Below are 23,745 nucleotides of genomic sequence, written 5' to 3'. Positions count from 1 at the left end.
CCTGCTGGGGCGGAGGGCCCGGACCGCCGCCGCCGGGGAGCGGAGGGTCGGTCCTGATGTGGGCCACGAAGCGCTCCGTGCACTTCTGCCCCCACCCTATCACCGTTTCGCTAGCATGTCTAGCATTTGTCTTGAGTCGTCGGATCGGCGGTCACGTCGGCCGGTCGCGCCACAGCGGAAAGGACGGGCACCGCTCCGGACGGCCTGTCTCCGGCCGCCGCCACGACCGGACCATCAAGCCCAGTCGGCGTCGAGGACTCCCCCGCCGACACCAACCTCATCGCCTCCGCCCTACCCATGTGGGCCGTCCGGACCGTCCCGACACGCATCGCCGCGCTGTCGGTCCTCCTCGACGGCCCCGTCGACGCCGTCACCTGCGACCTCGGACTGCCCGACAACGACGGCCACGACGTCGTCGCCGACATCGCCACCCACCTGCCCGACCTCCCCCTGGTCGTCCTGTCCGGCCAAGAGGAAGCCGGCATGGGCCTGCGGTCCCTGCGCGCCGGCGCCACCGACTACCTGCCCAAGTCCCAGATCGACCGGCTCCCCGAGATCCTGGACATGGCCATCCACCGGAACGAGCACGAACTCATGTGTCGCCAACTCGCCTCCACCGACCCGCTCACCGGGTCCGCCAATCGTGATGCGCTCACCGACGCCTGGAACGCCACCGGCCACGACACAGCCGTCGTCATCGTCCTCGCCGACCTCGACCGGTTCAAGCAGGTCAACGACCAACACGGCCACAACACCGGCGACTTGGTGCTCCGCGAACTCGCCGGCCACCTCCGCGGAGCCGTGCGCCCCACCGACATCGTGGCCCGCATCGGCGGCGACGAGTTCGTCGTCCTCGCCGAAATGCCGCACGACTCGGTCTCCGGGTTCCTCGATCGACTCCACCAGCAGATGGGGGCGCCGGTCCGGGTGGGCGACATCAGCGTCACCTCATCCATCGGCGCTGCAACCAAATGCATCGACGACACCCTCGACGACGCTCTCAGCCGCGCCGACCAGGCCATGTACGCCGCCAAACGCGACCGACACCACACCATCTGACGCTGCTGTCACAGCCCTCCAGTACCATCCCGCCGATCCGCGCATGCGGAAGTCCGCAAGACCCCACCGGGCCCTCGGCCTGCCCAATCGCAGCCGACAACCGGCGGACCCGCAGAACCTGCGAACCTCTCCCCGCGCAGGCGGGGGTGACCCCTGGTTCGGCGACGATGACGACGATGCCGGCAGCCTCTCCCCGCGCAGGCGGGGGCGATCCCCACAGGCCGTAGCCCTCGCACGTGCACGAACCCTTCCCCGCGCAGGCGGGGCGATCCTCTGATGAGGTGGCCGCCGCGAGTCGTCACGATCCGTGTGAGTGGCCTATCAGACCATCACTCCCAGTCCGCGTCCTCGCCGCCCCACTCCGGTGGGAACCCCACGGCCCGGACGACGCGCCACCCGTGTGGTGACATCACCGCCAAGCTGCCGGCGTCGTCCTCGTCGTCACCGAGCCACGCACCCACCGGCTCGACCTCATAGACGCGGGGCCGGCCGCCGTCGGTGTTGTTCCATGCGAGCTCGGCCCAACGCCAGCCGTCGTCCTCGGTGCCGGTGGCATAGGCCATCGTCCCGTGCCCCATGTTCCAATGGGCCCGCTTGGCACCGGTTTCCTCCGCCGGCAGGATCTCCTCGCCTTCGTCGAGCACGACGGTGGTGCCGTGGAAGAACCGGGTGAAGTGCCGCCGTGGGTCGTCGGGGTCGCCCACCCATCGGGCGGTGACGGTCCGGCCCTTCGGTTCGGGGTCCGACGCCGGCGCGGGGGCGGCGAACGGATCGGCGGTCACCACCGCAGGTGCCTGGATTGCGGCCGAAACGAGTCGTCTTGGCCCCTGGGCGGTGTGGCGTCCACAGTCGGCCTTGGTGGTCATCTGAGTGCAAGGCAGCCCGTTGGCGGCCATCCGGCCACACATCCGTGCCGTCATCGGACCTGCGGGTCCCGGTCGGCCGTCTCGGACCAACGGGCCGCATAGACGTCGTCGGGTTCGACAAGCGGGCAGGGCGCGTCGGGCCAGAACTGGGCTGCGGTGAAGTCGACCGTGGCGCCATCCACCGACACGGTGACGTGGCCGACCCGGCCGGCCCACCCCTTCGGCCTTCGCACCTCACCGGTCGGGTCGTGGTGGACGCGGATGGTCGCGTCCACGTCGTTGTCCCATGCCCAGTCGCGAAACCGTTCGGCCGCGTCGGTGCACTGGGCGGACGCGCCCACCGGGTCGGCCCACCGGGCCACCAGCCCCGGTTCGAGACGGCCGAACCGGCCGACCAGATCGACCACGACCTCCGATGCCGACTGCCCGTCGACCGCTGCTGCCCACGCGGCCCCGTCGGGCCACAGATCGCCGGAGTGATGAATGGAGTAGCCGTCCTCATCCACGGCGGCCCGTGCCGCCGCCAGCATCCCGGTGGCGACACCGCGACGCCGATGATCCTCATCGACCTTCACCATCGCGATCGTTGCCGTCTCCTCGGCGTCGTCGGGCCATCCGGTCTCGGGGTAGTGGCTGTAGTCCGGGGCCTCCTGCCAGGTCAACCGGCCGACCTCCGCACCGTCCACGAACGCCGCAACCGCCCGGTAGGCGACGTCGCCGGCATCGACCTCACGATGCACCACGGCCCCTCCTGGTGCGGCCGAAGGGAGGGCGGCGGTCGGGGGTGGGGCCATGGGATCGCAAACGCTACTGGTGTGCGCTGCCGCCACACCAGTGGCGATGGGTGCCGGGCGGTGGCGTCCGCAGTCGCTGGTCCTGGCAGGGTTGCGGCACGGCCGCCCCGCCCCGGTTGTCCGTCCGCACCGGGTCATCGGCGCGGGTCGTGCCGGTCGAACAGGTCAGCGAGCTGGGCCGCAACACCATCGGGGCCCGGTGCGGGCTCCTCCCTGACCTTCCGGCCGTCGACGCAGAACACGATCGGCCGGCCGGCGGGGCCGGTCATCACCGTGTCCCACCGCATCTCGTGCACCGGCCATCCGGGATGCCGCTGCCGTCGGCACACCACCTGGCCACCAATGACAGAGGTGTCGATCCCATGGCCGGCCAGTTCAGACGCGATCCTGCCGGCGCGGGCGGCACGGACCTCGTCGGAGAACGACCAGTTCCTGGCGGCATCCGAAGCCACTCCGGCCAGCAGACGCTCGGCGTCACGCCAGTTCACCCGGTCACGCATCTGCTCCATCCCGAGGGCATGGGCGAGCAGGTTGCGATGGTCGAACGCAAGCTTCATGCCGGCCAAGTCGTGGGCGTGCACGGGCCGGGCGTCGCGGGCGTCATCAGCTCCGACAGCCCGGTCGAGCACCTCGGCGGGCACACGGGCCGCGTACACGGTGGTGCGGATCGGACCTCGAGGGTCCCGGCTGATGTCGGAGCTGTTCATCACGAACACGACGTCATCAGCGGACACGTCCAACCCGGTCTCCTCCGCCAGTTCACGGACCGCGGCGTCCTGCGGTTCCTCCCCGTGGTCGACGAACCCGCCCGGCAGCGCCCCATGTCCGGCGTAGGGCGGCTTGCCCCGCTCGATCATCAGCACCCGGCCGGCAGGGTCGACCAGCACGATGTCGACGGTGTCGCGGGAAGGCCACCGCCCAAGGTCGTAGCCGGCCAACACCGGAACCTCATCGGCCGGGTACGCCGAACCCGTGCCGGTGCGGTCACCGAACGGGTCGGCCGCCGCGACACCCGGCCCGGCCGCTGGGGCAGCCGCAGCACCAGTGACACCGGAGCGTCCCGACGGGTGGCCGGCTGCGCACCGGCCGGCAGGCCCGACCTTCTGGGTGCAGCGGTGCCCGCCAACGGTCGGGGCCTGGCAGGTTGCAGTCACAGCAGCAGTCCTTCAAGGAGTCGGGTGAGCGGCAGCCGTGTGCCGTTGCACGCCGCTCCGATTCCGGCCCTGCCGGAGCACCGTCGAGCGGAAACGGCTCTGCTCATGCCACCGCCATTCCGTCCATCCCTGCCCGGCTCTGCCCCGGGCTACCGGGCCCGCACAGGGGCGTGATCGGCGAACCGCACGGCCTCCTCGGCCGGCATGCCCGCCAGCTCGTCCTTGACGGTGTCCGGGGACCAACCGGCTTCCGACATCCTCAGCGCCTGGGTCGGGTTGCAACGGAACGGGAACGCAGCCAGCCACGCCGCCGTCACGGACGGGGAGAACCCGTGGTGCTTCCATGACGCGGCCGTGGCCGGGTCGATCGTGGGGTCGGCGGCCTTCCACTCCCCGGCGGTCCACGGGTCGAACCCGACAGCGAACCAGCCCTGGGCCTCCCGGCCGTCGGTGACCCCGATGTCGCGCCAGAACGCCCGTGCCTTGAAGACGCCGATGGCCTCCGGACCGGAGACGAACGTCTCGTCACCAGTGACGTAGGTGTCGGGGGTCACCCCGAGCCGCACGAGCGCCGCAGCAGAACCGGGGTTGTTCCCCACGACACGACGCCACGCCGCAGCACCTTCCGCATCGTCGATGTGGCCGGCCCACACCCGCGCGACCGACGGCCCCCGCCCGTCATCGAACGTGAAGCCAGCCTGCTGCCACTGCTGCGCTTCCGCAGGAGCGAACCGGGCACGCGCCCAGACCGACGCCTGCACCTCCGCCGGGTACGGCCCGTCCTCGGGCTCCCACTTGTCGCCGTCGGCGTTGTCGGCGTATCCGAGACGGTCAGCCCATCCGAACGCCTCCGCGGCCCGGTCGGGGCTCTCGATGCCGGCACCACGCCATGCGTGGGCGTCAGCCGGAGTAATGCCGTCGTGATAGATCGGCGACTCCATCCACCGGCGGGCCATCGGACCGGTCGGCGGGAACGTCGCCAACCCGTCGGGCACCGCCATCCACGCAGCGGTCTCCTCCGGCCCGAAACCCGCCGCCCGGTACTCCGCAGCCTGGAACGGCGTCGCCCCCGTCGCCGCCCACACGGCGACGTCATCGACGGAGAAGCCGTGATTGCCCCACTTGGTCGCCACGGCGGGCGGAACGGCCGACGGGTCCGCGAAGGGGTCCGCGGACGCCGCAACGGTCCCGGAGGCGGTTGCGTGACGGGAGGTCGACCCGGCCCTCGGAGGAGCATGCCCGGCCGCGCATGACGTGCCGGGAGTGACCGGATGGGCACACCGGCCCCCGCCCCTCGTTGGCTGCCCGCAAGTGGTGATGCTCATGCCCAAGCCATTCCGGCACGACCCGCCCGGGGTCGGTCAGCCCATCGGGTCGGTGGTGACTGCGGAGGGCGGCACGACGGCACCTGCGGCCGTGGGATCACCCCCGCCTGCGCGGGGAGAAGCGCCACTTCCCCTGAGAGGCGCACGCGGGCAGGGGATCACCCCCGCCTGCGCGGGGAGAAGAGATGGGTCTCCACAAGGCCGGCGTCGCCGAGGGGATCACCCCCGCCTGCGCGGGGAGAAGAAGGGAGTGCCCGGCGATCCGCGCAGGATCCAGGGATCACCCCCGCCTGCGCGGGGAGAAGCGGCCATGCCCCGAGGGCCGGGTCGACCTCCCGGGATCACCCCCGCCTGCGCGGGGAGAAACCTCGCGGCGACTACCTGCCGGAGTGGGTTGAGGGATCACCCCCGCCTGCGCGGGGAGAAGCCCAACAGCCCCCACCCAAAAAACGGGACTAAGGGATCACCCCCGCCTGCGCGGGGAGAAGCCACCCCAGATGGCGCCGGCGAAGAACTGGCCAGGATCACCCCCGCCTGCGCGGGGAGAAGTGGCCGCCGGCGAAATCCGGGTGGACCGGCAAGGGATCACCCCCGCCTGCGCGGGGAGAAGGGCGGACCTCGGGAACGGGGCAGGCCAGACGGGGGATCACCCCCGCCTGCGCGGGGAGAAGAAACGGCATCCGGTCAGCGCCGGCTGGCGGCCGGGATCACCCCCGCCTGCGCGGGGAGAAGACGGATGCGACCGTTTGGGTGACGGCCAGGAAGGGATCACCCCCGCCTGCGCGGGGAGAAGGACCAGCTGACCTCCCTCGTTGAGGAGGCACTGGGATCACCCCCGCCTGCGCGGGGAGAAGAAGTCCAACCCAACAACCGGCCTCATGCCCGCAGGATCACCCCCGCCTGCGCGGGGAGAAGACTTCCTGACCTGCGGTTTCAAGAGCGCTCTGTCGGAAGTTGGAGTCCGTCGAAGTCGGTCATGCGGTGCGTGCTGCTGTTGTGGAGTCGGACGTCGAAGCCGAACTCGTTGGCGTTGGTTGTGGTGATGAGAGTCGCAGTTCCTTCCTTGGCGTAGGTGGTGACGGCGTCCCATAGGCCGTCGGCAACCTTGGGAGTGACGATGCCGATGTACAGGCCGGTGTGGACTTCTTGGAGCAGTCGGGAGACGTACCCGCGGAGGTGGTCGGGTATGGCGGTTGCGTGCAGGACGGCCTGCATCAGTAGTCCTCGACTGCCTGGCGGAGTTGCTCCATGTCGGGTGGGGGTGGGCGGGTATCTATGGGGTCGGCGTCCGGGGCGTGGTTTGTGTGTCCGGCCACAACTCCGTGTTCGTCGAGGAGGACATCGTCGGTGGCGTCCAGGTGTGGTGTGAGGATCTCATCGAGTACCCGCAGGTGCTGTGCGAGGACCCGGTTTCGGTGGAGGTAGGCGCGCATTCGTCGGCGGAGGTGGAAGGCGGGGTCGTCATCGCGGGAGCAGTCGAATGCCAGCGGGATGGATGCGGTGGCCTTGTGGATGTCGGCGAGGTCGAACAGGAGTGCGCCGACGGCCCCTTGGTGGATGATGCCCAGGGCAGGGTTGAGACCGAGTGCGGTGACGGCTGCGGTCGCGGAGGCGTAGAGGATGGCGTTGGCGAGGTTGAGCAGACGGTTTGGTTGGTCCTCACCATTGGTGTCGCGTCGCCAGTTGCGATGCTTGGTGCGTGCGGCGTGCTGCTTGTAGAGGAGTTTGACCTGGTGGCCTTCGAGGCCGCGCATCCGTTGGATGGTGGCTGTGGCAGGCCAGTCGAGGTCGGGGAACTGGTGGGAGTACAGGATCCGGGCCGCGTCGGCGCGGCCGTTCGGTGCGGTCCACATGCGCGCTTGGGCTTCCGCCCATTTCGCGCGGCCGGTTAGGGGCCTTGCAGTGGTGATGGCGGTGGTGCCGTCGGCCCCTGAGAGCATGATGTTGCAACCGGCGCGGTGGAGGGTCGCCTGGGCGGGGGTGGTGATGGAACAGCCCTGTCCGAGCATGAGGACGGCGAGGCTTCCTGCGGGTATGCGGACGGTGTCGCCGGTGTCGAGGGTGGCGGCGACACCGGTTTCGTCTTGGAAGACCTTGGCCCGGTCCAGATGAAGGTGGCTGATCCGGTCGCCTGAACGTGGCAGGTCGACGATCCTGGGTTGGCGGAGTGTCTGGGCTTCTGGCGAATAGCCCATCAGTTGGTGGGGAGTGCGGTGAGGAGACCGCAGCCGTAGGCCTTGTTGCGGCCGATGCCGGCGGTGCAGAGGTCGATGAGTCGGGTGGGGTTTGTGATGGTGGCGGTTGCCCGGTAGATGGTGATGATCTGCTGTCGGCCTCGTCGGCGGGGGCCGAGGGCCCGTTCGAGTGGTGAGGTGTCGATGTGACCGTGGAGGGTCGCGGCGCCTTCGAGGCGGTCTTTGAGCCAACCGTTGAGGAGTGTGTCGGGGACGCGGGCCCGGTGGGTCCGGACGTTGCCGTCGTCGCGGGTGCGGTTGATGGTGCGGACGGTGTTGGCGTGCAGGAGCAGCGCCACAGTTCCGCCGGGCCGGTAGCGGACGAAGACGTCGTCCATGGGTCGGGTGCGGACACCGTCGACCACGGGTGGGATGTCGGATTGGATGAGGATCCGGCCGCCGGCGACGTCAGGTTCGGTGCGGTACAGGATCCGGCTGGTGGCGCGCGGTCCGGTGCCGTTGTCGGGCAGTGGGGTGGGGAACAGGCCCATGACGGCCTTGTGGGTCCAGCGGGCGTCGTGCCATCGGGCCTGGGCGAAGGCGGGGTGGGTCATGGGGGTGGTGGTGAGGTGGGTCATGCGGCCGCCTTGATGTGGGTGATGGTGGTGAACCAGTTGTCGGTGAGGGGTGCGGTGACGGTGGTGTGCCATCGGCGTGCGGTGCGGTGGCGGCGACCGCCGGATGGAAGGTCGTTGCGGTCCTCGTGACGGCTGTTGTCCGCGGGGTTGGCGAAGAGGACGGCTCGGCGTTCGCCGGTGTCGTCGGGTCCCGTGCGCGGGGTGGGTGTGGTGGTGAGTGCGGCGACCGGGTCGTCGGTGGTGGTGCCGAGCAGGAATGGTTCGGTGACCGGGCAGCCCTTGCGGCCGGCGTACAGGTGGAACCTTGGCCGGGCGAGGGCTTCGTTGAGGTTGCCGGTGGGGTCGGGCAGGGTGATGAGGAAGGTGGCGTCGGTCAGATAGCCCCGGCGGGACTGCACCGTGGCCGGTTGCTTGGTCTTTGTTGAGTTCGGCTTCCGACTGCCATCGGGCATAGCGACTGTGTAGACCTTGCGGAGGTCGTGGTCCGACAGTTCGCGGTAGCGGCGTAGCGGCGGCTGGTTGACGGTCTGGTAGTCGGGGAGGGTGTGGCCGTCACGGTCGACGCGGATGGCCGGTAGCGCGTGGGTGATCCAGTCGGGTCTCGGCTGGTCGCGTGTGATGCCGGCGGCTGCGGTGAGCAGTCCGTGGACTGCGGAGAGGGACGGGTCGGCGTCGGTGGCGCGGTTGTCGAATCGGCTGGTGGTGCCGAATGCCATGAGGGGTGCGGCGAGGCGCAGCAGGATGGTGGTCACGGGGTGGAGAGGGTGCCGCTGACAACCCAGTTGGCGACGGCGCCGGTGAGGTCGGCGAGGGTCGTCTGGGCGTCGGGGTCGGTGAGGTTGACTACGATTCGGTGGTCGGGCCCGTAGATGCGGGCGATGGCGTCGGCGTAGCCGGTGAGGGCGGCGATGGAGCCGGGCAGGTAGCCGTCGTTGGCGCCGCCTGCCACGGGGGTCTCAAAGGCGGGGGCGAGGGTGGCGGCGCGTTCGGTGAAGGTCACCATGACGTAGGCGGGTGGGGTCTGGTGGGCGGCGGTGGCGTCCCGGCCGGTGGGGAGTTGGATGGTCATCTCCCGCAGGAACGCCTCGAGCCGTTCGGTGGTGCCGGGCGCGCCCTGGTTGGTGAGGGGCCGCCAGTTGTCGGTGAGGTCGTCACGGTTGAGGTTGAAGTACCGGTAGAACACCCCGGAGTGGAACTCGTTGACGTCGAGGTGTCCGGCTCCGGCGCCCTTGACGTTGCCGTCGTCGTCGGGGGTGTCATAGGAGGCCTGGAGGTCGTCGAAGGCGGTGAGATAGTCGAGGTCGTTGGCCTGGGCGTGCGTGGTGAAGGCGTGGCCGACCTGTGCTGCGGCTTCGATGGCGAGGTCGGCCCGGCTGGCGAACATACGGCCGAATGCAGCGATGGTCAGTGAGTCGGTGGTGGTGGACAGGGCGGCGTCGATGTCGTCCTTGGTCATCTCCGCGCCGGCCTTGACGGCGAGCTTGGCGGCGAGGCCGTTGAGCTCGGCCTCGGCGAGCCAGACGAGAGTGGCTTTGGCGTCGTCTGCCTTGCCGGTGAGCTTGCCGATCTCGGTGCGGACCGACTTGTGGAGCTTTTCGGTCTGGTCGGGGGTGAGGGTGGTGCCGTTGGCGGCCAGGAGGGTGGTGGTGGTGTCGAGGAGTCGGTCGGCGGCGTACTTGGACCGGTGGGTGCGGTCAGCGGTGGTCTGGCCCTCGAAGGCGGTGCGTGCGGCGCGCTTCTGGGATTGTGAGGACATGCGGCCGCGGACGGTGCCGCCGTAGGTGGTGGTCTTGGGTGCGCCGGTGTCGTCGCGGTTGGGGTTGGAGAACGCGAGTGGGTGGAGGATGTGGAAGTTGGCGTAGCGGATCATGTGCGGGTTCCTTGTCAGATCAGGGTGGGCTGGGTGGGCTTCGGGGCGTCTGCGTTCTCGTCGGCGGGGCCCGGGTCTGGTTCGCGTTCGGCTCTGGGGACGGGGCTGTAGAAGTCCTCGATGACCCGCAGTCGGATGCGGCGTCGGGCGTCGGGGTGGGGGTGGCCCCATCGGAGGTAGGTGTCGTGCAGTTCCTGCCAGTCGATGCGTCCGAGCGGGGCGTTGGGCAGGAGGCCGGTGAGGACCTGGTGGAACTTGGCGAGGTCGCCGGTCTGGGCCCACAGCAGCCGTTTGCCGATGCGGTCCAACGCCCGGTCGGTGGCGTCGCCGGGTGCGGGCCGGTCGGCGAGCGCGACGCGGCGGAGTGTCGTGCCGATCCGGTCGCCGGCGGGTTCGTCGGCCAGGCTGGTGACAGCGATCAGTCCGGCGATCCGCAGGGTGGGGGTCCGTGCCCACGGTCGCCCCTGCCATCGGTGGGCGAGGTAGGGGTAGGCGTAGTGCTCGGTGGCCTGGGACAGTCCGCGACGCATCGCGGTGCGCGCACCGGTGTCCGCCCGCAGGGCGATCAAGGCATCGACCGTCCGGGGAGGTCTGGCGGTGTCGGTCATGGGGTCTCCTCGGAGAGCAGGCGGGTCAGATGTCGGACGAGTCGGCGTCGTTGCACGACGGCGGTGGCTGCCGTGGCCGGCCGGTGGGTGAGGGGTGCGACGTGTCGGTCGAAGCAGCCGAGTGCGGTGTCGATCAGCAGGCGGCTGTCGGGGACCGGGATCCGGTCGGGGAGGTCCCCGTCTGCGTTGCGTCGGCATGCGGAGAGCAGGCGGAACACGACTGCGTCTGCGGCGACGGTGAGGTCGTGTTCGACCGATGCGCGGATCTGCTTGCGGTCGTCTTCGCCATCTGCGCCGCGGACGGTGCTGATCGCGGTCGCCGTCCGGCTCCGGACCGATGGTGACGGTCCGAAGATGATGCGGGCGAGTTCTGCGAATCGGACTGCGGCCGGCGCAGGCAGGGTCAGGTCGGCCAGTTCGGATGCGGCGACGGCAACGTCCCCCACACGTGCGCCTGCTGCCTGGCCAGCACCGATGACGATGAGTGCCCGGACCATGGGCCGCCGGGCCGGTCGGACGTGCAGTCCCCGCAGGTCGAGCACCGACGGCGTCAGGGGCCGTCCGCCCGCGAGTCGGCTGTGGTACCGGCGGAGCAGGTCGCTGCCGCACGACGGCACGGGCAGCCGCAGGGTCGGTGTGGTCTTGCCGTCCACTGAGGTGAACCGGACGGTGTGGGGGTTGTTGGCCTTCAGCGTCGTACCGAGTTGCTTGGCGACCTCGGGTGGTTCCGGCATCGGCGACCGGACGACCCGGTAGCCGCCGAACATCGGGATGAGGACGGTCGATGCGGTGGTTGCGGTGTACAGCCACAGCGGGTCGGGATCGTCGGCGGCGAGAACACCGACTGCGCCGGCCGGGTTCTCGAACCAGAGACGTTGGCCCCGGTCGACCCAGTCGCCGATGAGGTTCCGGGCGATCGTGGCGGCAACGGTGGGCCCGCCGATCGTGAGGTGGGTCAGGTCGTTGGCTCCCTGTCCTGCGCTGCCGCCCTCCGACCGGGCCTTCCCCACACCGTTCTTGGTTTCGTTGCCGGGAACGGCCCAGGTGTGACGGACCAGAAGGGCGTTCGCCGCATCAGCCGGGCCGGTCTTGGCGTCGGGGTCGGCACGGTTGAACCAGGCCGAGTTCGACTTCGACGGCACGTCGGGCAGCAGCGCCCAGAACGGATCGGTGACCTCGACGATCGGCTTGTCCGGTTTGTCGTCCATGTGGGACAGCACGTCGAGTCGCTGCAGGAACGGACTGGTCGGGTGATGCAGCCACAGCCGGTCGGCCAGACGGGCCAGCACGGAGGTGGCACCGTCGGCGGGCAGCGGGAGTCCGCTATTGGCGACGGCGGCCCAGTCGTGGCCGGGGGCGGCCTGGGCGATCAGGTGGCCGATGCCGATCAGCAGTCGTTCCATCGAGTGGCGCCACAGCGGCCCGTGCCCGGCATCATCGAGGTCGAGACGGTGTGCCCGGTCGAGCAGGCCGGCGAGGCCGACGGTGTCTGGTCCGTCCGGACCGATCACCGGGATCCACCGTTCGACGGTCAGGTTGTAGGTGGGAGTGGCCGGCAGCAGCCCGACGATGCGGTCATGCAGTTTCGTGGTCGTTGTGGTGCTCATTGGTCCCTGCGGGTCAGTCCGGTCAGCGGGTCGGGGTCCCAATCCGGCGAGGGGAGGGGGAGGGGGACGACGTCGTGCAGCAACGTCCCGTCCCAACGGCCCGGCGACGGCCGCCCAATGTCATCACGGGGTGTGACATCGAAGGCCTGCCGGCCACTGATGGTGACGGTGCAGCCGAGCAGTTCCGCCTGCTCGTCGTAGCCGGGGGCCGACGGGATGGGCCCGCCCCACACGCCGTTAGTCGATGCCCCTGGCGGTCCGTCGGGGTTGTGCAGAAGGACCAGCGCCGTGGGGGTGTCGTCCCATCTGGTGGACAGCCGCAACCCGTCCACCTCGGCGTTGGCGAACTTCTCGAGCGCGGCAGCGGTGCGTGACGTCATTGCCTCGGGGGTGGGGATGGCGGCCCGACCGGCCCGCTGGGCCTTGGCGGACTCGCCGAGCAGGTGGGTGACAAGCTCGTCGGCGAGGCCTTCTCCTTCAGGTCCGTACAGGGCGGTGACCGGCAGGTGGGACCGGTCCACGAACGCCTGGACGTCATTGGGCACCACCAGTTCGTTCACCGCCCCGCCGCCCAGCCCGTGTTCCCAAGTGGCCCCGATGACGGGGGCCGGGTAGGGCAGCCATCCGGCCGGCCCGTCCGGCCACGGGTCGGGGGTCACCAGAACCACGCGGGGGTGGCGCATCCCTCCGGGCCGCCGTCGGACGGCCGGGTCGTGGGTGTGGCGGTGCAGCCGGCCGATGCGTTGCACCAGTGAAGGGGCGGGGCACAGGTCGGTGATGAGCAGATCCAAGTCGATGTCCAGGCTCATCTCCACGACCTGTGTCGCCACAAGTACCGCCGCGCCGGTGGTCGAGTCCGGCCCGAACTCGCCGAGCATGGCTGCGGTCTGGCGTGACCTCACCGCGGCGGGGAACCTCGAGTGGGCGGTCCACAGGGTCCCGCAGCGCCCATCCGCATGGGTGCCGGAGCACCCGAGGAGCGCGTGCAGCGCCGTAGCGACCTGCTGCACCCGGCCGACCGTGTTGAGGATCACCCCGACCTTGGCGTCGGGATGGGCGGCGACGACGCCGGCGACGTACCGGGCGATGTCATCCGGCCCGCCGAATGACATCCGGTCGATCACCACGGTGCGGGCGGGCCTGGACATGGCCACCGGGCTCACGTCCACAACCCCGCCCGTGCACGTCACGACCGACGGATAGACGGCTGCGGGCAACCCTGCCGGACCGTCCGCATAGGCCTCGACATAGGTCCGCTGGCGTTCCGCGGGCAGGGTTGCCGACATCAGGACAACGTCGACACCGAACCGTCCTGCCCAGCGCAGGAAACGCTCCAACAGTCCGGACATGTACGGGTCGAAGGTGTGGACCTCATCGACCACGACCATCTTCGAGAACACCCCGAGGAGTCGGACGAAGTTGTGCCGGTGCGCCAGCACCGACAGCAGCACCTGATCGACGGTGCAGACGGTCACGGGCGCCAGGACCTGACGTCCCCGCCCGTTGAACCACCACGACGGCGACAACCCGCCAGGCCCGTTGTGAACGGACCCGTGGAGTGGGCCGGCTGGCCGGTTGAAGCCGTTGAGGATCGACCGGCCGTGCGCCAACGCGCCCCTCGCGTCGGTGTCGGCGAACAGGGGACGCACCCGTTCGAGCATGGCGTCGGTCGTGGCCATCGTCGGGAGTGCGAACAGCAGTCCGCTGCCCGCCCCGGCGTGATGGGCCAGCCAACGGCCGAACGCCGCCTCGGTCTTGCCCTCACCGGTCGGTGCCATCACGAGCCGCAAGCCCCGTGCCGTCGACGCGGACACGGCTTGTTGGACCGGCCGCAACGACGGCACACCCAAGATGTCCTCCACCGACCCCGCAGGCCGGACCGGCACCCCGAGGAGGTCCTCAACCAACCTGTGGGCGTCACCGACCCGCCGCTCGAACCAGACCTCCCAATCCCCATCCGCACCCTCAACCCCGGAAGGGTCCACATCCGCCAGATGGGATGCGAGCCAGTCAGCGACGACCACCACCCCTGCGGCCACCGGCACCACCACCGGATCAACCGCCGACGTCCCCGCGCCACCAACCAGACCCTCGATGACCGCGATCGCATCGCGATGCCACGCCGACCAGCCCGGATCGGACCGGACGGCCTCCAACGCCACCGGCACAGCACCGTAGTCATCGAACGGCAGTCGCCAACACCCGTGGTGACCGGCGACCAACGCCGCAAGACCTTCCGCCCCGGCATCTTCGACCCGACCCGCAAGGATGGCCGCCGACAGCACCTCGTGGCGGCGCAACAGGGCCTGCTCCTCCCCCGCCGCCAGCCTCACCCCGGACAGCACCGGGCCGGGACACCCCAGGCCAGCTGTGGACAGACCGGCGAGATGATCCGCGAACCGACTGTCGCGTCGCCGGGCCATCAACTGGCCTTGGAACACCGGCCCGGCCTTGCCCAAGTCATGCAGTCCGGCAGCGGCCACCACCGCCTCACGAGTCGGATCGTCCAACAACCGCGACGGCACCCACCTGTCCACCAGGGCCGAGGCGACCGCCGCCGTGTCGACCAGATGCGCCATCAACGGGTACGGCGGGCCACTCCTCGGCCACTTGCCCCATACCAGAGGGGGCGATCCTGCACTGGTCACGCCCCGAACCTTGGACGATGCCTGCGACACACCCGCCCCGGGACCCACTACTGTCACACCCCAGTGGAACCGGGGAACCCCCGTACCTTGAAAACCACTCAGCGAACCCGCAGGTCAGGAAGTCTTCTCCCAGCGCAGGCGGGGGTGATCCCCTGCGGCCTCCGGCGCATGAGGCCGGCGACCACTTCTCCCGCGCAGGCGGGGGTGATCCCTGGCCAGCGATCGTCAGCCGGTCCTGCTCGGCCTTCTCCCCGCGCAGGCGGGGGTCAGCCCATCGGGTCGGCGGTCACTGCGGCAGCCGGCACGACCGACCCGACGGTCGTCACCCCGATCGCCATCTGCGCGCCGATAGTGCCGTGATCGGGGCACTTCCCGCTGGCGAGCTTGCGGCCGCACAGACCGCTCGCGTCCTTCTTGACCGCCCCGCAGTAAGACGACCCGGCTGCCTGCTTCTGGGCGGCCTGCTGGGCCTGCTTCTGCCGCTTCGCCGCCGCTCGCTTGCGGGCGGCTGCGGCCTTCTTCCGTTCCTTCTCCTGCGCCTTGGCGGCTTCGGCCTTGCCCTGCGGCGAGTCGTAGGGGTAGTGGCCGGTCTCCTGCTTCCAGACCTCGGCGCCGCGAGGGCCGTGCCACTGCGACAGCCGCGAACCGTTGGACAGCCCGAACCCGTCGGTGTCGTACTCGCTGAGGTAGCGGACGATCCCGCCTGTGCCGCGGGTCCACTTCACCTTGGCGAGGTGACCGAAGAGCGTCTTGCCGAGCAGGCCGTCGTGGGCGTGTTCGACGGCGTGGTTGTTCTCCTCGACCGTCCAGCGCAACGTCCGGGTCTTCTCGTTGATCCGCACCGACGCCTCGGCGTCACCGAAGGTGGTGTCACGGTTGGTCTTGCGACCCCAGCCGACCCCGTCCATGTCGTCCCATGTGGCGCCGTGGAGGGCCTGTCCGCCGCCCCGCGCGTGCCAGGCGATCCGGTCCAGCACCTCGCGGACGGCGTCGGCAACGGCCCGCTGGTGGGCGGCCCGCGGGTCGGGGCGGCCGTACAGCGACGGCGGACGGGGGCTGATCTGGGCGACGAACCGGTCGGCGGCCTCGGCGTACTTGGTCGCGCTCTGGGTGCCGTGCTGCTTCCAGAAGGCCTTCGCTTCCCTGTAGGCGGCCTCAGCGACACCGTTGTGGGCGGCGCGGAGGGCCTTCTTGACGCGTGCGACCTCAGCGGAGGGCAGCACCCATTCGCCCGTTTCGGCTTCGTTGCGGCTCACCGGTGGCCTCCTCGTGCGCACGTTTCGCATTCGAGGCCGTCCTCGGCGACAACCTCCGGGGAGAAGACCTCCCAATCATCCAACGGAGTGGTGATGTGGTCGCCGTCGACGTAGCGCTGCTGGCCGGCGGCCGCTTGGAGGTAGCCGCCCCCGTGGGTGGTGCAGGTGACCCTGCCGCCCTGGTTGATGTACAGCGTCCCGGCGGGTTGCAGGTCGGGCGGGCGGCCATCGGGTGTCGCCATCGGGTCGGCCGTGGCCCCGCCGCTGTTGGTGCTGGCGCTGGTGGCGCTGGACTGGTTGGCAGGCGTGCTGGTGCGGTGGCCGGCGGCGCACCGGCCGGCGGTGGCCGGGTGGCGGCAGGCTCCCCCACGTCGTGTGGGGGCCCCGCAGGGTGGCGTGGCGGTCATGCCGCTGTCATTCCGCTGCGGGGCGGGCCGCCCCGGGCGGGGTCAGGGGACGGCGGGGACGACGTCGGTCCCGTCGGTGGCGTTGCGGAGTGCGGTGAGGTCTTGGCCGGTGAGGGTGTCGAACTGGTCGAGGGTGTCGGCAACCTCGTCGAGGAACGGCCGGTTGTGGGCCAGAAGGTCCTTGGCGCGTTGCAGGGCGGCATCGAGCATGGTGGCGACGCCGTCGGCGACGTCGGCGGCGAGGGTTCCGTCGGGGCCGAGGCCGTCGAGGTGGACAGTGCCGAAGGTTCCCCATCCCCATTGGGTGATCATGGCGCGGGCCAGGTCGGTGGCGGAGGCGATGTCGCCTGCGGCGCCGTTGCTGGTCGCGCCGGGTCCGAGGACGAGTTGTTCGGCGGCGCGTCCGGCCATGAGGACGGTGAGGCGGGCGAGGGCCTGGTCGTGGGTGAGCATCTGTCGGTCGGTGCCGTCGGTGATGGTGACGCCGCCGACGCCGGAGCCGTGCGGGAGGGCTGAGACGCGGGTGGGGGCGGGGGCGTCTGGGAGGAGGAGTCCGGCGACGGCATGGCCGGCTTCGTGGATGACGGTGGTTTGGCGGTCGGAGGGGTCGATGACGGCGTCGGGGCGGGGGGTGCCGATCTGGAGGCGGTCCCAGGCGGCGTCGACGTGCCGGTCGGTGATGATGCCGTAGCCGGTCCTTGCGGCCTCGATCTTGGCTTGGTTGATGAGGTTGGTGAGGGCGGCCCCGGAGGATCCGGTCATGCGGCGTGCATGGCCGGCGGTGTCGACCTGGGTGGGGACGGGGGCCTGGTCGAGGAGGTGGTCGAGCAGGCGGGTTCGTGCGTGGAGGTCGGGCAGCCCGAGGGTGATGGTGCGGTCGAACCGGCCGGGTCGGGTGAGTGCGGGGTCGAGGACGTCGGGCCGGTTGGTGGCGGCGAGGATGATGACGCCGTCGCGTCCGGTGAACCCGTCGAGCTCGACGAGGAGGGCGTTGAGGGTCTGCTCGGCTTCGCGGTGCCCGCCGGAGCCTGCGTGTTCGGAACGGCGGCGGCCGACGGCGTCGAGCTCGTCGATGAACACGATTGCGCCGCCCGCGCTTTGGGCGGCTTTGCGGGCGGCGGTGAACAGGCTGCGGACGCGGCGGGAGCCGAGGCCGGCGAACATCTCCACGAAGTCGCTGCCGGAGATCTTGAAGAAGGGGACGCCGGCGTCGCCGGCGATGGCCTTGGCAAGCATGGTCTTGCCGACGCCGGGTGGGCCGGTGAGGAGCACGCCGACGGGTGGTCTGGCGCCGACGCGGTCGTAGGCGGAGGGGTCGGCGAGGTAGCCGACGATTTCGGTTGCTTCGGCTTTGGCTTCGTCGATGCCGATGACGTCGTCGAGTCGGACGTCGGGGCGTTCGGCGTCGTTGACTGGGCCTCCGCCTTGCCGGTTCCTCAGGTAGAGGAGGAGGGCGGCTCCGAGGAGGAGCATGGGGGCGACGGCGAGGATGAGGCTGCCCAGGTAGGAGGGGGGTTGGGCGGCGCGGATCTCGAGGGGTGCTTTGGCGTCGAGGAGGTGTTGGAGGATCGGGTCGGCGTTCCGGACCGGCACCCCCGCGGTGGTTTCCTGCCCGTCGGATGTGACGGTGATGGTGCCGGCGTTCTCGTCGTAGACGACCAGGTCGGCCCCGGCGTCCTCGGCGGCCGCGAGCACCTCGGCGATCGGGACGTGGTCTGCGGTCGGGTCGGACGCGAATGTCTGCACGGCGAAGACGACGCTGACGAAGAGGGCGAAGCCGACGGCGAGGTGGCCTGCCCGTGCTTCTGGCTGTCTGGGTGTGCGGAGCCGTTCGCGGAGACGCTTCATGACCGGTGATGGTCGTCCGTGCTGCTGGTGGGGCCGGTTGGTCAGGCGGCGATCTGGTGCTGCCGGCTGGTTGCCGCGACAGGGATCCGTTCGGCGAGACGTGCGGCCAGTTCGGCACGGATGTGTTCGTAGCGGCTGACGACCTCGTTGACTCGCCGCTCGATCTCGTCGTCGTCGGCGTGGCCGAGCCGGTCGGTGAGGACGGCGCAGCGCAGCCACAGCGTGGACGCAGCGGTGGTGTGGATGCGGGCCGGGACGCGGCGTGCCGCAACGGTGACGTCGGTCAGCCACACCATGACCGCGTCGAGGTCGCGGTGGGTGAGGTCAGCGGCGAGGTATGGGGGGTTGGCAGCCAGGCGGGCAAGCCTGGCCCAGGAGAGGTCGTTGGCCATGGGGCGTGTCCCTACGGGTGGTGGGAGGCGGAGTGGAGGTTCGGGCCAAGGTGTCGTGTCTGGCCGTCACGGTGGGCCATTCCGAGTTCCAGTGCGTTTCCTCACGCGAACGGAGGGCCCCGCGGGTGTTGGGTTGGTTCGCCGTCCGGCGCGACTCAGCCAGGTTCGACGAAGTTGACGTCCACGCCGCATTGGTCGTGGATGTAGTCGCGGATGGCCGCTTGGTCGGATTCCAGTGGCGAGTCGTAGATGTCCGCTATGGCCTCGGGGGCTTCTTCTTCGAGTTCGGTGGCGAGTTGTCCCACTTGGTATTCGAGGGCCAAGATGTCGGCCGTGGTGGAGTCGGTGTCGTGTGCAACCCGCAGGGCGTCATCGACCAAGTCGGCCATTTCTTCGGCGAGTTCGCAGAATCGGTCGCTGTCGTCGTGGGCGACCAGTTGGCCGTCGAGCTCCCCGGCGATGAGTCCTCCCACGAGTTCGGCCAGTCGGGCAGGGTTGGCGTCGACCACGACCAGTGCGCCCGGTGTGATCACGAAGGTGCTGGTGGTAAGGCTGTTCGCAGCACTCTGGAGGGTGTCGAAGTCGTCGATGACCACGGTGAGTTCAACGTCTGTGTCGTCCACGACGGTGGTGCAGGAGGACGACAGCGCAAGGACGTCACCGAACCGGCGTTGTCCCTCGTCTGGCAGGCCACGGCAGCCGAGCTCGACCGTGGCGAGTTGGTCGAACACGACCTGGAAGGGATCCTCAACGGGTTCGGGCTCCGTCGCACAGCCGGTGAGGGCCAAGGCGGCCAGCACGATTGCGGTTGTCTTGTGTCCCACGTTGTCCCCTGCGCCCCTGATGGTTCGATTCGGCCGCGAGAAGGTATCGGAGGTGGGCGACGGGCCGGCGAATGGCGACACGCCCCGGGTGGGCTCGGGTGTGCGTCGGGCCGGACCGGACAGCTCCTGATGCTGTCCGGTCCGGCCGTGTCGGGGTTACTTGCCTTGGTCGTGGACACCGATTGGGTCAGGGCCGGTGGGGCCGCCGGCGGTGGGGTTGGCTCGCTTCGACGGTCTTGAAGGGATGCCAGTCCGATTCCCTACGGGTTGGGGCGATGAGCTCCGGAGGCTGTTTGGCCGCCATACCGATCTTGGCGGGTTGCCCCTGCGGGGTCGGGGCTCGGGTCCCGTCGGCACCCCCCGGCCACGGGTGGTGCCGACGCCGTTGTTGCCAAGGCGCTCCGGCCTGGCATGGCGCTGCTCGACCCGGTGGTCCGGGACGGGATGCTGGCGGAGGCCTGCGAGGTGCTGCTGGCGTCGGTCAATGTGGTTCGGCCCGTCCGTGTCGGGTTCCCCGACGGGTTTGACCCGGTCGGGTTCACCGCGTCGATGTGGCTGCCCGACGGTGTGGTCGGACGGATCCCGATCGTCTGGTTGTGCGCCACCGATCCGCCGCTCCGGGGCCGGTACCGTCGGTGGCGCGCTGGTTGGCTTCCAAGGAACTGTCGAGGGATACGGCGGCGATCCTGGTCGGGTTGGTCGGCCGGCCCGACCGGTTGCCGTTCCTCGACCATCGGGCGTCGTTGGTGGGGGTGGCCGACGTCGCGGTTGGGCTGGCCGGCTCCGGCTAGGGGGCCACGTGCGGGGTCAGGTGGATCAGCGGTCCCGCAGGTAGGTGGCGAGGGTGATCAGGGCGTCGGCCTGCGATCGGGTGAAACGTTTGCCGTTCCCGCCTGGGGCGTCGATGCAGCACTGGGCCTCCACTTGGTTGATGAAGGCTCCGTAGTCGCCTGATGCCAGTTTGCTGCGCAGAGCGTTGGATATCCCTTGGGCACCCGGTCGGTTGCTCGCGTCGAGGTAGCTATCGACCAGCGCCATGATGCTGTCGACGTCCGCGGTCACGGTGAATGTGTGTGACATCGACGTGGTGTTGCCTGCCACGTCCACGGCGGTGGCGGTGATCGTGTGGGCACCTGGCCCGTATGTGGTGCCAGGTGTGTCGATGCCTGGACAGTCCAGCGTGGCCACGCCGGAGGTGAGGTCATCGACGCTGCATTCGATGGTGATCCGGTCAGCAACGGTGTATGAATCCCGTGCGCCGGTCAGCTGCAACGTCGGGGCGGTCTGGTCGACGTTGATCCCACCCACGGTAAGCGTTGCGGTGTTGCCCCACGGGTCGGCTGCGGTGACGGTGACCGACTGGTTGGCTCCGTCCAATGAGAACGTGACCGGGTCGGGGCAGTCCACGACACCCGAGGGGTCGTCGCAGGTGAAGGTGACGGTCGGGGCGATCCGGTACCAGTCCGCGCTGTTGGGGGTGACATTGAACGTGGCTGTGATCGTTGGGGCGTCGGAGTCGTAGATGACGGTGTAGGTCCGACTGATCGTGGTTTCGTTGCCGGCAGCATCACGGGCCGTCGCGGTCACCGTCACGGTGTCGGCACCGCCTGTTGGGGTCCTGATCACGGTAACGGTGCAGTCACCGATGGTTCCGGACAGGGAGTCGGTGGCTTCGCAACTGGGTGCCGTCTCGTCGCGGTCGTGGACGCTGGCACCGTCTTCAACGGACGTGAGGGTGATCTGCGGGGCGACCTGGTCGAGGTTGATGGTGGTGACCGCCCGACTGGTTCGTCCGGCCAGGTCAGTACCAGTGTGGATGAAGGTCTGCTCGGCACCGTCCGCAATGACGGTGACCGGTTCGTCGCAGGTGGCGATTCCGGATATCGCGTCGGTGCACGTGGCGGCGATCGTCACAGGGGTGCGATGCCAGCCATGGTCGTTCGGGGCGGGGTCGACGGTGGTGGTGACGTCCGGGTTGGACAGGTCGATCGACACCGTCACCGTCGCAGTGACGCAGTTGTCGGATGGATCGCAAGCGGGATCGGAGGTGATGGCCTGGTCGGGCCCCTCGGTGTCAACGATGATCGTCTGGGTGGCTGGGGACACACTGCCGGAGTTGTCGGTCGCGGTGCAGGTGACGGTCACCGGTTCGGTGAACCAACCGGTTTCCGGGTGTGGCGGGGTGGTGCAGGTGACCGCCGGTGGGGTCGTGTCGGCGGCGATTGTGATGGTGAACTCCGCGACTGCGGCACCGATCTGCCCATCGATGTTGTAGGAGCATTCCACGATGACTCGGTAGGTGCCGCCGGAAGTTGCGGAACCGCTGAGGAGCCCGGTGGACGGGTCCAGGGTGATGCCGTCAGGCAGTGGATCGGAGTCGTTGGCCAACTCGTAGCTGTCGCACAGGACGGTGTTGCCGTCGCTGTCCACAACGGGTGTCCCGTCGGGGTTGGTGGGCGTCACGATGACGGGCGTGTTGATGTCAGTGCCGGGCTGTGTGGTGGCCGGCGCGTTGCCGGTGGTCAACGGTGCCGACGCGGTCGCTCCGTTGGCGTCGGTGACGGTGATGACGAACCCGAACGTTCCGGCTGCGGTGGGGGTTCCGACGATCTCTCCGGTACCACTATCAAGGGCCAGGCCGGCGGGCAGGGTGCCGCTAGCAACTGCCCACGTGTAAGGCGTCGTGCCACCGGCAGCCGTCAACGTCGTGGCATAGGGTTGGCCGATCGAGCCGGACGGCAGCGGAGAAGCGGTGGTGATCGACACTGGGGAAACGACGGTGACGCTCGACCGGGCGCGGGCGCACACCCCGTAGGTGTCGCACACGTCGGCGTATATCTGCACCTGAGTGCCGATCGGCCGGTCGCCGCTGGCGAAGGTGACTGACGGGCGGTTGGTGTCGTGATCGGGCGCGCCATCGCCGTCAAGGTCCCATGCGTAGGTGAGCGTGTCGCCGTCAGCGTCGGTGGCGAAGACTGACACCGTGACCGTTTCGCCCTCGGGAACGGTGTACGGTCCTTGGACAGTGGCGACCGGGACGTGGTTGCCAGTAGGCGCATTGCCAACCCGGAACGTTGGGTTGCCGAACTGTTGAGTGAGTGCCGCACCATTGACGTTGGTGACGTTGCCGGCGTGGTCACCAGCCGCCAACCCCACCAGCGTGAAGACGCCCGTTGGGCTGTATTGGGGGAAGTGCACTCCCCCTTGGAACTCGCCCGGCGTCTGGGTGGGCGACAGCGAAGCGCCGGTGTTGCGGCCATCTTCGGACCGGAAGTAGGCAGTCACGGAAGAGGGTCCGGACAGATCGTCGGTCGCGGTCGCCCGGACCCGTATCAGGACCGGCCCAGCCCCGGCGTCAGCGACCTCGTCGATCAGTTCGAAGCCGGTGATCGTCGGAGGGGTGGTGTCGCCCTGGCCGGCGATGGTGAACGTGTGGGTGCCGAACTGCTGAGTGAGTGCCGCGCCATTGATGTTGGTGACGTTGCCGACCTGGTCACCAGCCGCCAACCCCACCAATGTGTATACGCCGCCCTCCCTGTACTGGGGAAAGTGGGCCGACCCTTGGAACTCCCCCGGTGTCTGGGTGCGCAACAGCGAAGCGCCGGTGTTGCGGCCATCTTCGGACCGGAAGTAGGCAGTCACGGAAGAGGGTCCGGACAGGTCGTCGGTCGCGGTCGCCCGCATTCGGATCTGGACTGGCCCGACATCGGTGTCGCCCGTGGTGTCGATCAGTTCGAAGCTGGTGATCGTCGGAGGGGTGGTGTCGCCCTGGCCCGCGATGGTGAACGTGTGGGTGCCGAACTGCTGAGTGAGTGCCGCGCCATTGATGTTGGTGACGTTGCCGACCTGGTCACCAGCCGCCAACCCCACCAATGTGTATACGCCGCCCTCCCTGTACTGGGGAAAGTGGGCCGACCCTTGGAACTCCCCCGGTGTCTGGGTGCGCAACAGCGAAGCGCCGGTGTTGCGGCCATCTTCGGACCGGAAGTAGGCAGTCACGGAAGAGGGTCCGGACAGGTCGTCGGTCGCGGTCGCCCGCATTCGGATCTGGACTGGCCCGACATCGGTGTCGCCCGTGGTGTCGATCAGTTCGAAGCTGGTGATCGTCGGAGGGGTGGTGTCGCCCCCGGTGTCCTGGGCATAGGCGCTCATGGGTGCGAGCGTGGCGAGCAGGACCATCAGGATGAATGCGATCGCGAACCGGCCACCCAGTCGGTTAGTTGCGGACATGTCTGGCTTCCCATCTGCGGTCAGGCAGGAGCAGCCCGAGCCCAC

General features: G+C 69.5%; 20 protein-coding genes and 1 CRISPR repeat array. Of the genes, 2 read left to right on the top strand and 18 right to left on the bottom strand.

Annotated features, from left to right (window positions below):
• The first annotated feature begins 204 nt into the window (after positions 1 to 204).
• Positions 205 to 1,059: a GGDEF domain-containing response regulator gene (locus tag DVS28_RS25745; RefSeq protein ID WP_281273566.1), complete on the top strand. Its 855-nt coding sequence runs from the start codon at positions 205 to 207 to the stop codon at positions 1,057 to 1,059.
• Positions 1,060 to 1,388: 329 nt separating this feature from the next.
• On the opposite strand, the gene DVS28_RS25740 is transcribed toward DVS28_RS25745, so the two are convergent.
• The 17 genes from DVS28_RS25740 to DVS28_RS25660 all read right to left on the bottom strand — a co-directional run bounded on the left by DVS28_RS25740 (position 1,389) and on the right by DVS28_RS25660 (position 19,269).
• The gene (locus DVS28_RS25740) at positions 1,389 to 1,925 is read right to left on the bottom strand and encodes an NAD(+)--rifampin ADP-ribosyltransferase (protein ID WP_164711088.1); all 537 of its coding nucleotides are present in this window, start codon (positions 1,923 to 1,925) and stop codon (positions 1,389 to 1,391) included.
• 50 nt (positions 1,926 to 1,975) lie between these two features.
• On the bottom strand, positions 1,976 to 2,665 hold the full coding sequence (locus DVS28_RS25735; RefSeq protein ID WP_216826639.1) for a GNAT family protein: 690 nt from the start codon (positions 2,663 to 2,665) through the stop codon (positions 1,976 to 1,978).
• Positions 2,666 to 2,853: 188 nt separating this feature from the next.
• Complete coding sequence (locus DVS28_RS25730) at positions 2,854 to 3,873, bottom strand: NUDIX domain-containing protein (protein WP_245973672.1); 1,020 nt, start codon at positions 3,871 to 3,873, stop codon at positions 2,854 to 2,856.
• A 149-nt stretch (positions 3,874 to 4,022) separates the two neighbouring features.
• Positions 4,023 to 5,006 carry a hypothetical protein gene (locus tag DVS28_RS25725; RefSeq protein ID WP_114594519.1) on the bottom strand — a complete coding sequence of 328 codons (984 nt, stop codon included), beginning with the start codon at positions 5,004 to 5,006 and terminating at the stop codon, positions 4,023 to 4,025.
• Between the two features lie 285 nt (positions 5,007 to 5,291).
• A CRISPR array of direct repeats spans positions 5,292 to 6,113; the repeat unit is 29 nt; unit sequence GGGATCACCCCCGCCTGCGCGGGGAGAAG.
• 18 nt (positions 6,114 to 6,131) lie between these two features.
• Positions 6,132 to 6,413 (bottom strand): type I-E CRISPR-associated endoribonuclease Cas2e, encoded by a 282-nt coding sequence (gene cas2e / locus DVS28_RS25720; RefSeq protein ID WP_114594518.1) that lies wholly within the window; start codon positions 6,411 to 6,413, stop codon positions 6,132 to 6,134.
• Positions 6,413 to 7,393 (bottom strand): CRISPR-associated endonuclease Cas1, encoded by a 981-nt coding sequence (locus DVS28_RS25715; RefSeq protein ID WP_114594517.1) that lies wholly within the window; start codon positions 7,391 to 7,393, stop codon positions 6,413 to 6,415. Before DVS28_RS25715 ends, cas2e begins: the two co-directional genes overlap by 1 nt.
• Positions 7,393 to 8,010, bottom strand: a complete 618-nt coding sequence (gene cas6e / locus DVS28_RS25710) for a type I-E CRISPR-associated protein Cas6/Cse3/CasE (protein ID WP_164711087.1) — start codon at positions 8,008 to 8,010, stop codon at positions 7,393 to 7,395. Before cas6e ends, DVS28_RS25715 begins: the two co-directional genes overlap by 1 nt.
• Entirely contained in the window at positions 8,007 to 8,762 is a 756-nt protein-coding gene (gene cas5e / locus DVS28_RS25705; RefSeq protein WP_114594515.1) for a type I-E CRISPR-associated protein Cas5/CasD, read from the bottom strand. Before cas5e ends, cas6e begins: the two co-directional genes overlap by 4 nt.
• Positions 8,759 to 9,880: a type I-E CRISPR-associated protein Cas7/Cse4/CasC gene (gene cas7e, locus DVS28_RS25700; protein ID WP_164711086.1), complete on the bottom strand. Its 1,122-nt coding sequence runs from the start codon at positions 9,878 to 9,880 to the stop codon at positions 8,759 to 8,761. Before cas7e ends, cas5e begins: the two co-directional genes overlap by 4 nt.
• 14 nt (positions 9,881 to 9,894) lie before the next feature.
• Complete coding sequence (gene casB, locus DVS28_RS25695) at positions 9,895 to 10,488, bottom strand: type I-E CRISPR-associated protein Cse2/CasB (protein WP_164711085.1); 594 nt, start codon at positions 10,486 to 10,488, stop codon at positions 9,895 to 9,897.
• Positions 10,485 to 12,095 (bottom strand): type I-E CRISPR-associated protein Cse1/CasA, encoded by a 1,611-nt coding sequence (locus DVS28_RS25690; RefSeq protein WP_114594513.1) that lies wholly within the window; start codon positions 12,093 to 12,095, stop codon positions 10,485 to 10,487. The genes casB and DVS28_RS25690 overlap by 4 nt, the downstream gene beginning before the upstream one ends.
• Positions 12,092 to 14,743, bottom strand: a complete 2,652-nt coding sequence (cas3, locus tag DVS28_RS25685; protein ID WP_281273564.1) for a CRISPR-associated helicase Cas3' — start codon at positions 14,741 to 14,743, stop codon at positions 12,092 to 12,094. The genes DVS28_RS25690 and cas3 overlap by 4 nt, the downstream gene beginning before the upstream one ends.
• A 266-nt stretch (positions 14,744 to 15,009) precedes the next feature.
• On the bottom strand, positions 15,010 to 15,999 hold the full coding sequence (locus DVS28_RS25680; RefSeq protein ID WP_114594511.1) for a hypothetical protein: 990 nt from the start codon (positions 15,997 to 15,999) through the stop codon (positions 15,010 to 15,012).
• Positions 15,996 to 16,406: a hypothetical protein gene (locus DVS28_RS25675; RefSeq protein ID WP_114594510.1), complete on the bottom strand. Its 411-nt coding sequence runs from the start codon at positions 16,404 to 16,406 to the stop codon at positions 15,996 to 15,998. Before DVS28_RS25675 ends, DVS28_RS25680 begins: the two co-directional genes overlap by 4 nt.
• 42 nt (positions 16,407 to 16,448) lie before the next feature.
• Positions 16,449 to 18,254 carry an AAA family ATPase gene (locus DVS28_RS25670; RefSeq protein ID WP_114594509.1) on the bottom strand — a complete coding sequence of 602 codons (1,806 nt, stop codon included), beginning with the start codon at positions 18,252 to 18,254 and terminating at the stop codon, positions 16,449 to 16,451.
• 41 nt (positions 18,255 to 18,295) lie between these two features.
• A complete protein-coding gene (locus tag DVS28_RS25665) occupies positions 18,296 to 18,646 on the bottom strand; it encodes a hypothetical protein (RefSeq protein WP_114594508.1) in 351 nt (116 codons plus the stop codon).
• Positions 18,647 to 18,801: 155 nt separating this feature from the next.
• Positions 18,802 to 19,269 (bottom strand): hypothetical protein, encoded by a 468-nt coding sequence (locus DVS28_RS25660; RefSeq protein ID WP_164711084.1) that lies wholly within the window; start codon positions 19,267 to 19,269, stop codon positions 18,802 to 18,804.
• A gap of 848 nt (positions 19,270 to 20,117) precedes the next feature.
• Between DVS28_RS25660 and DVS28_RS28815 the strand changes: the two genes are divergently transcribed.
• The gene (locus tag DVS28_RS28815; RefSeq protein WP_164711083.1) at positions 20,118 to 20,261 is read left to right on the top strand and encodes a hypothetical protein; all 144 of its coding nucleotides are present in this window, start codon (positions 20,118 to 20,120) and stop codon (positions 20,259 to 20,261) included.
• A gap of 25 nt (positions 20,262 to 20,286) precedes the next feature.
• Here DVS28_RS28815 and DVS28_RS25655 read toward each other — a convergent pair whose 3' ends face one another.
• Complete coding sequence (locus DVS28_RS25655) at positions 20,287 to 23,700, bottom strand: Ig domain-containing protein (protein ID WP_114594506.1); 3,414 nt, start codon at positions 23,698 to 23,700, stop codon at positions 20,287 to 20,289.
• Positions 23,701 to 23,745: the final 45 nt, after the last annotated feature.

The sequence above is a fragment of the Euzebya pacifica genome, assembly GCF_003344865.1.
Taxonomy (GTDB): domain Bacteria; phylum Actinomycetota; class Nitriliruptoria; order Euzebyales; family Euzebyaceae; genus Euzebya; species Euzebya pacifica.
The sequence above is the reverse complement of the archived record's forward strand: the minus strand, read 5'-3'. Positions and strand labels throughout refer to the sequence as shown.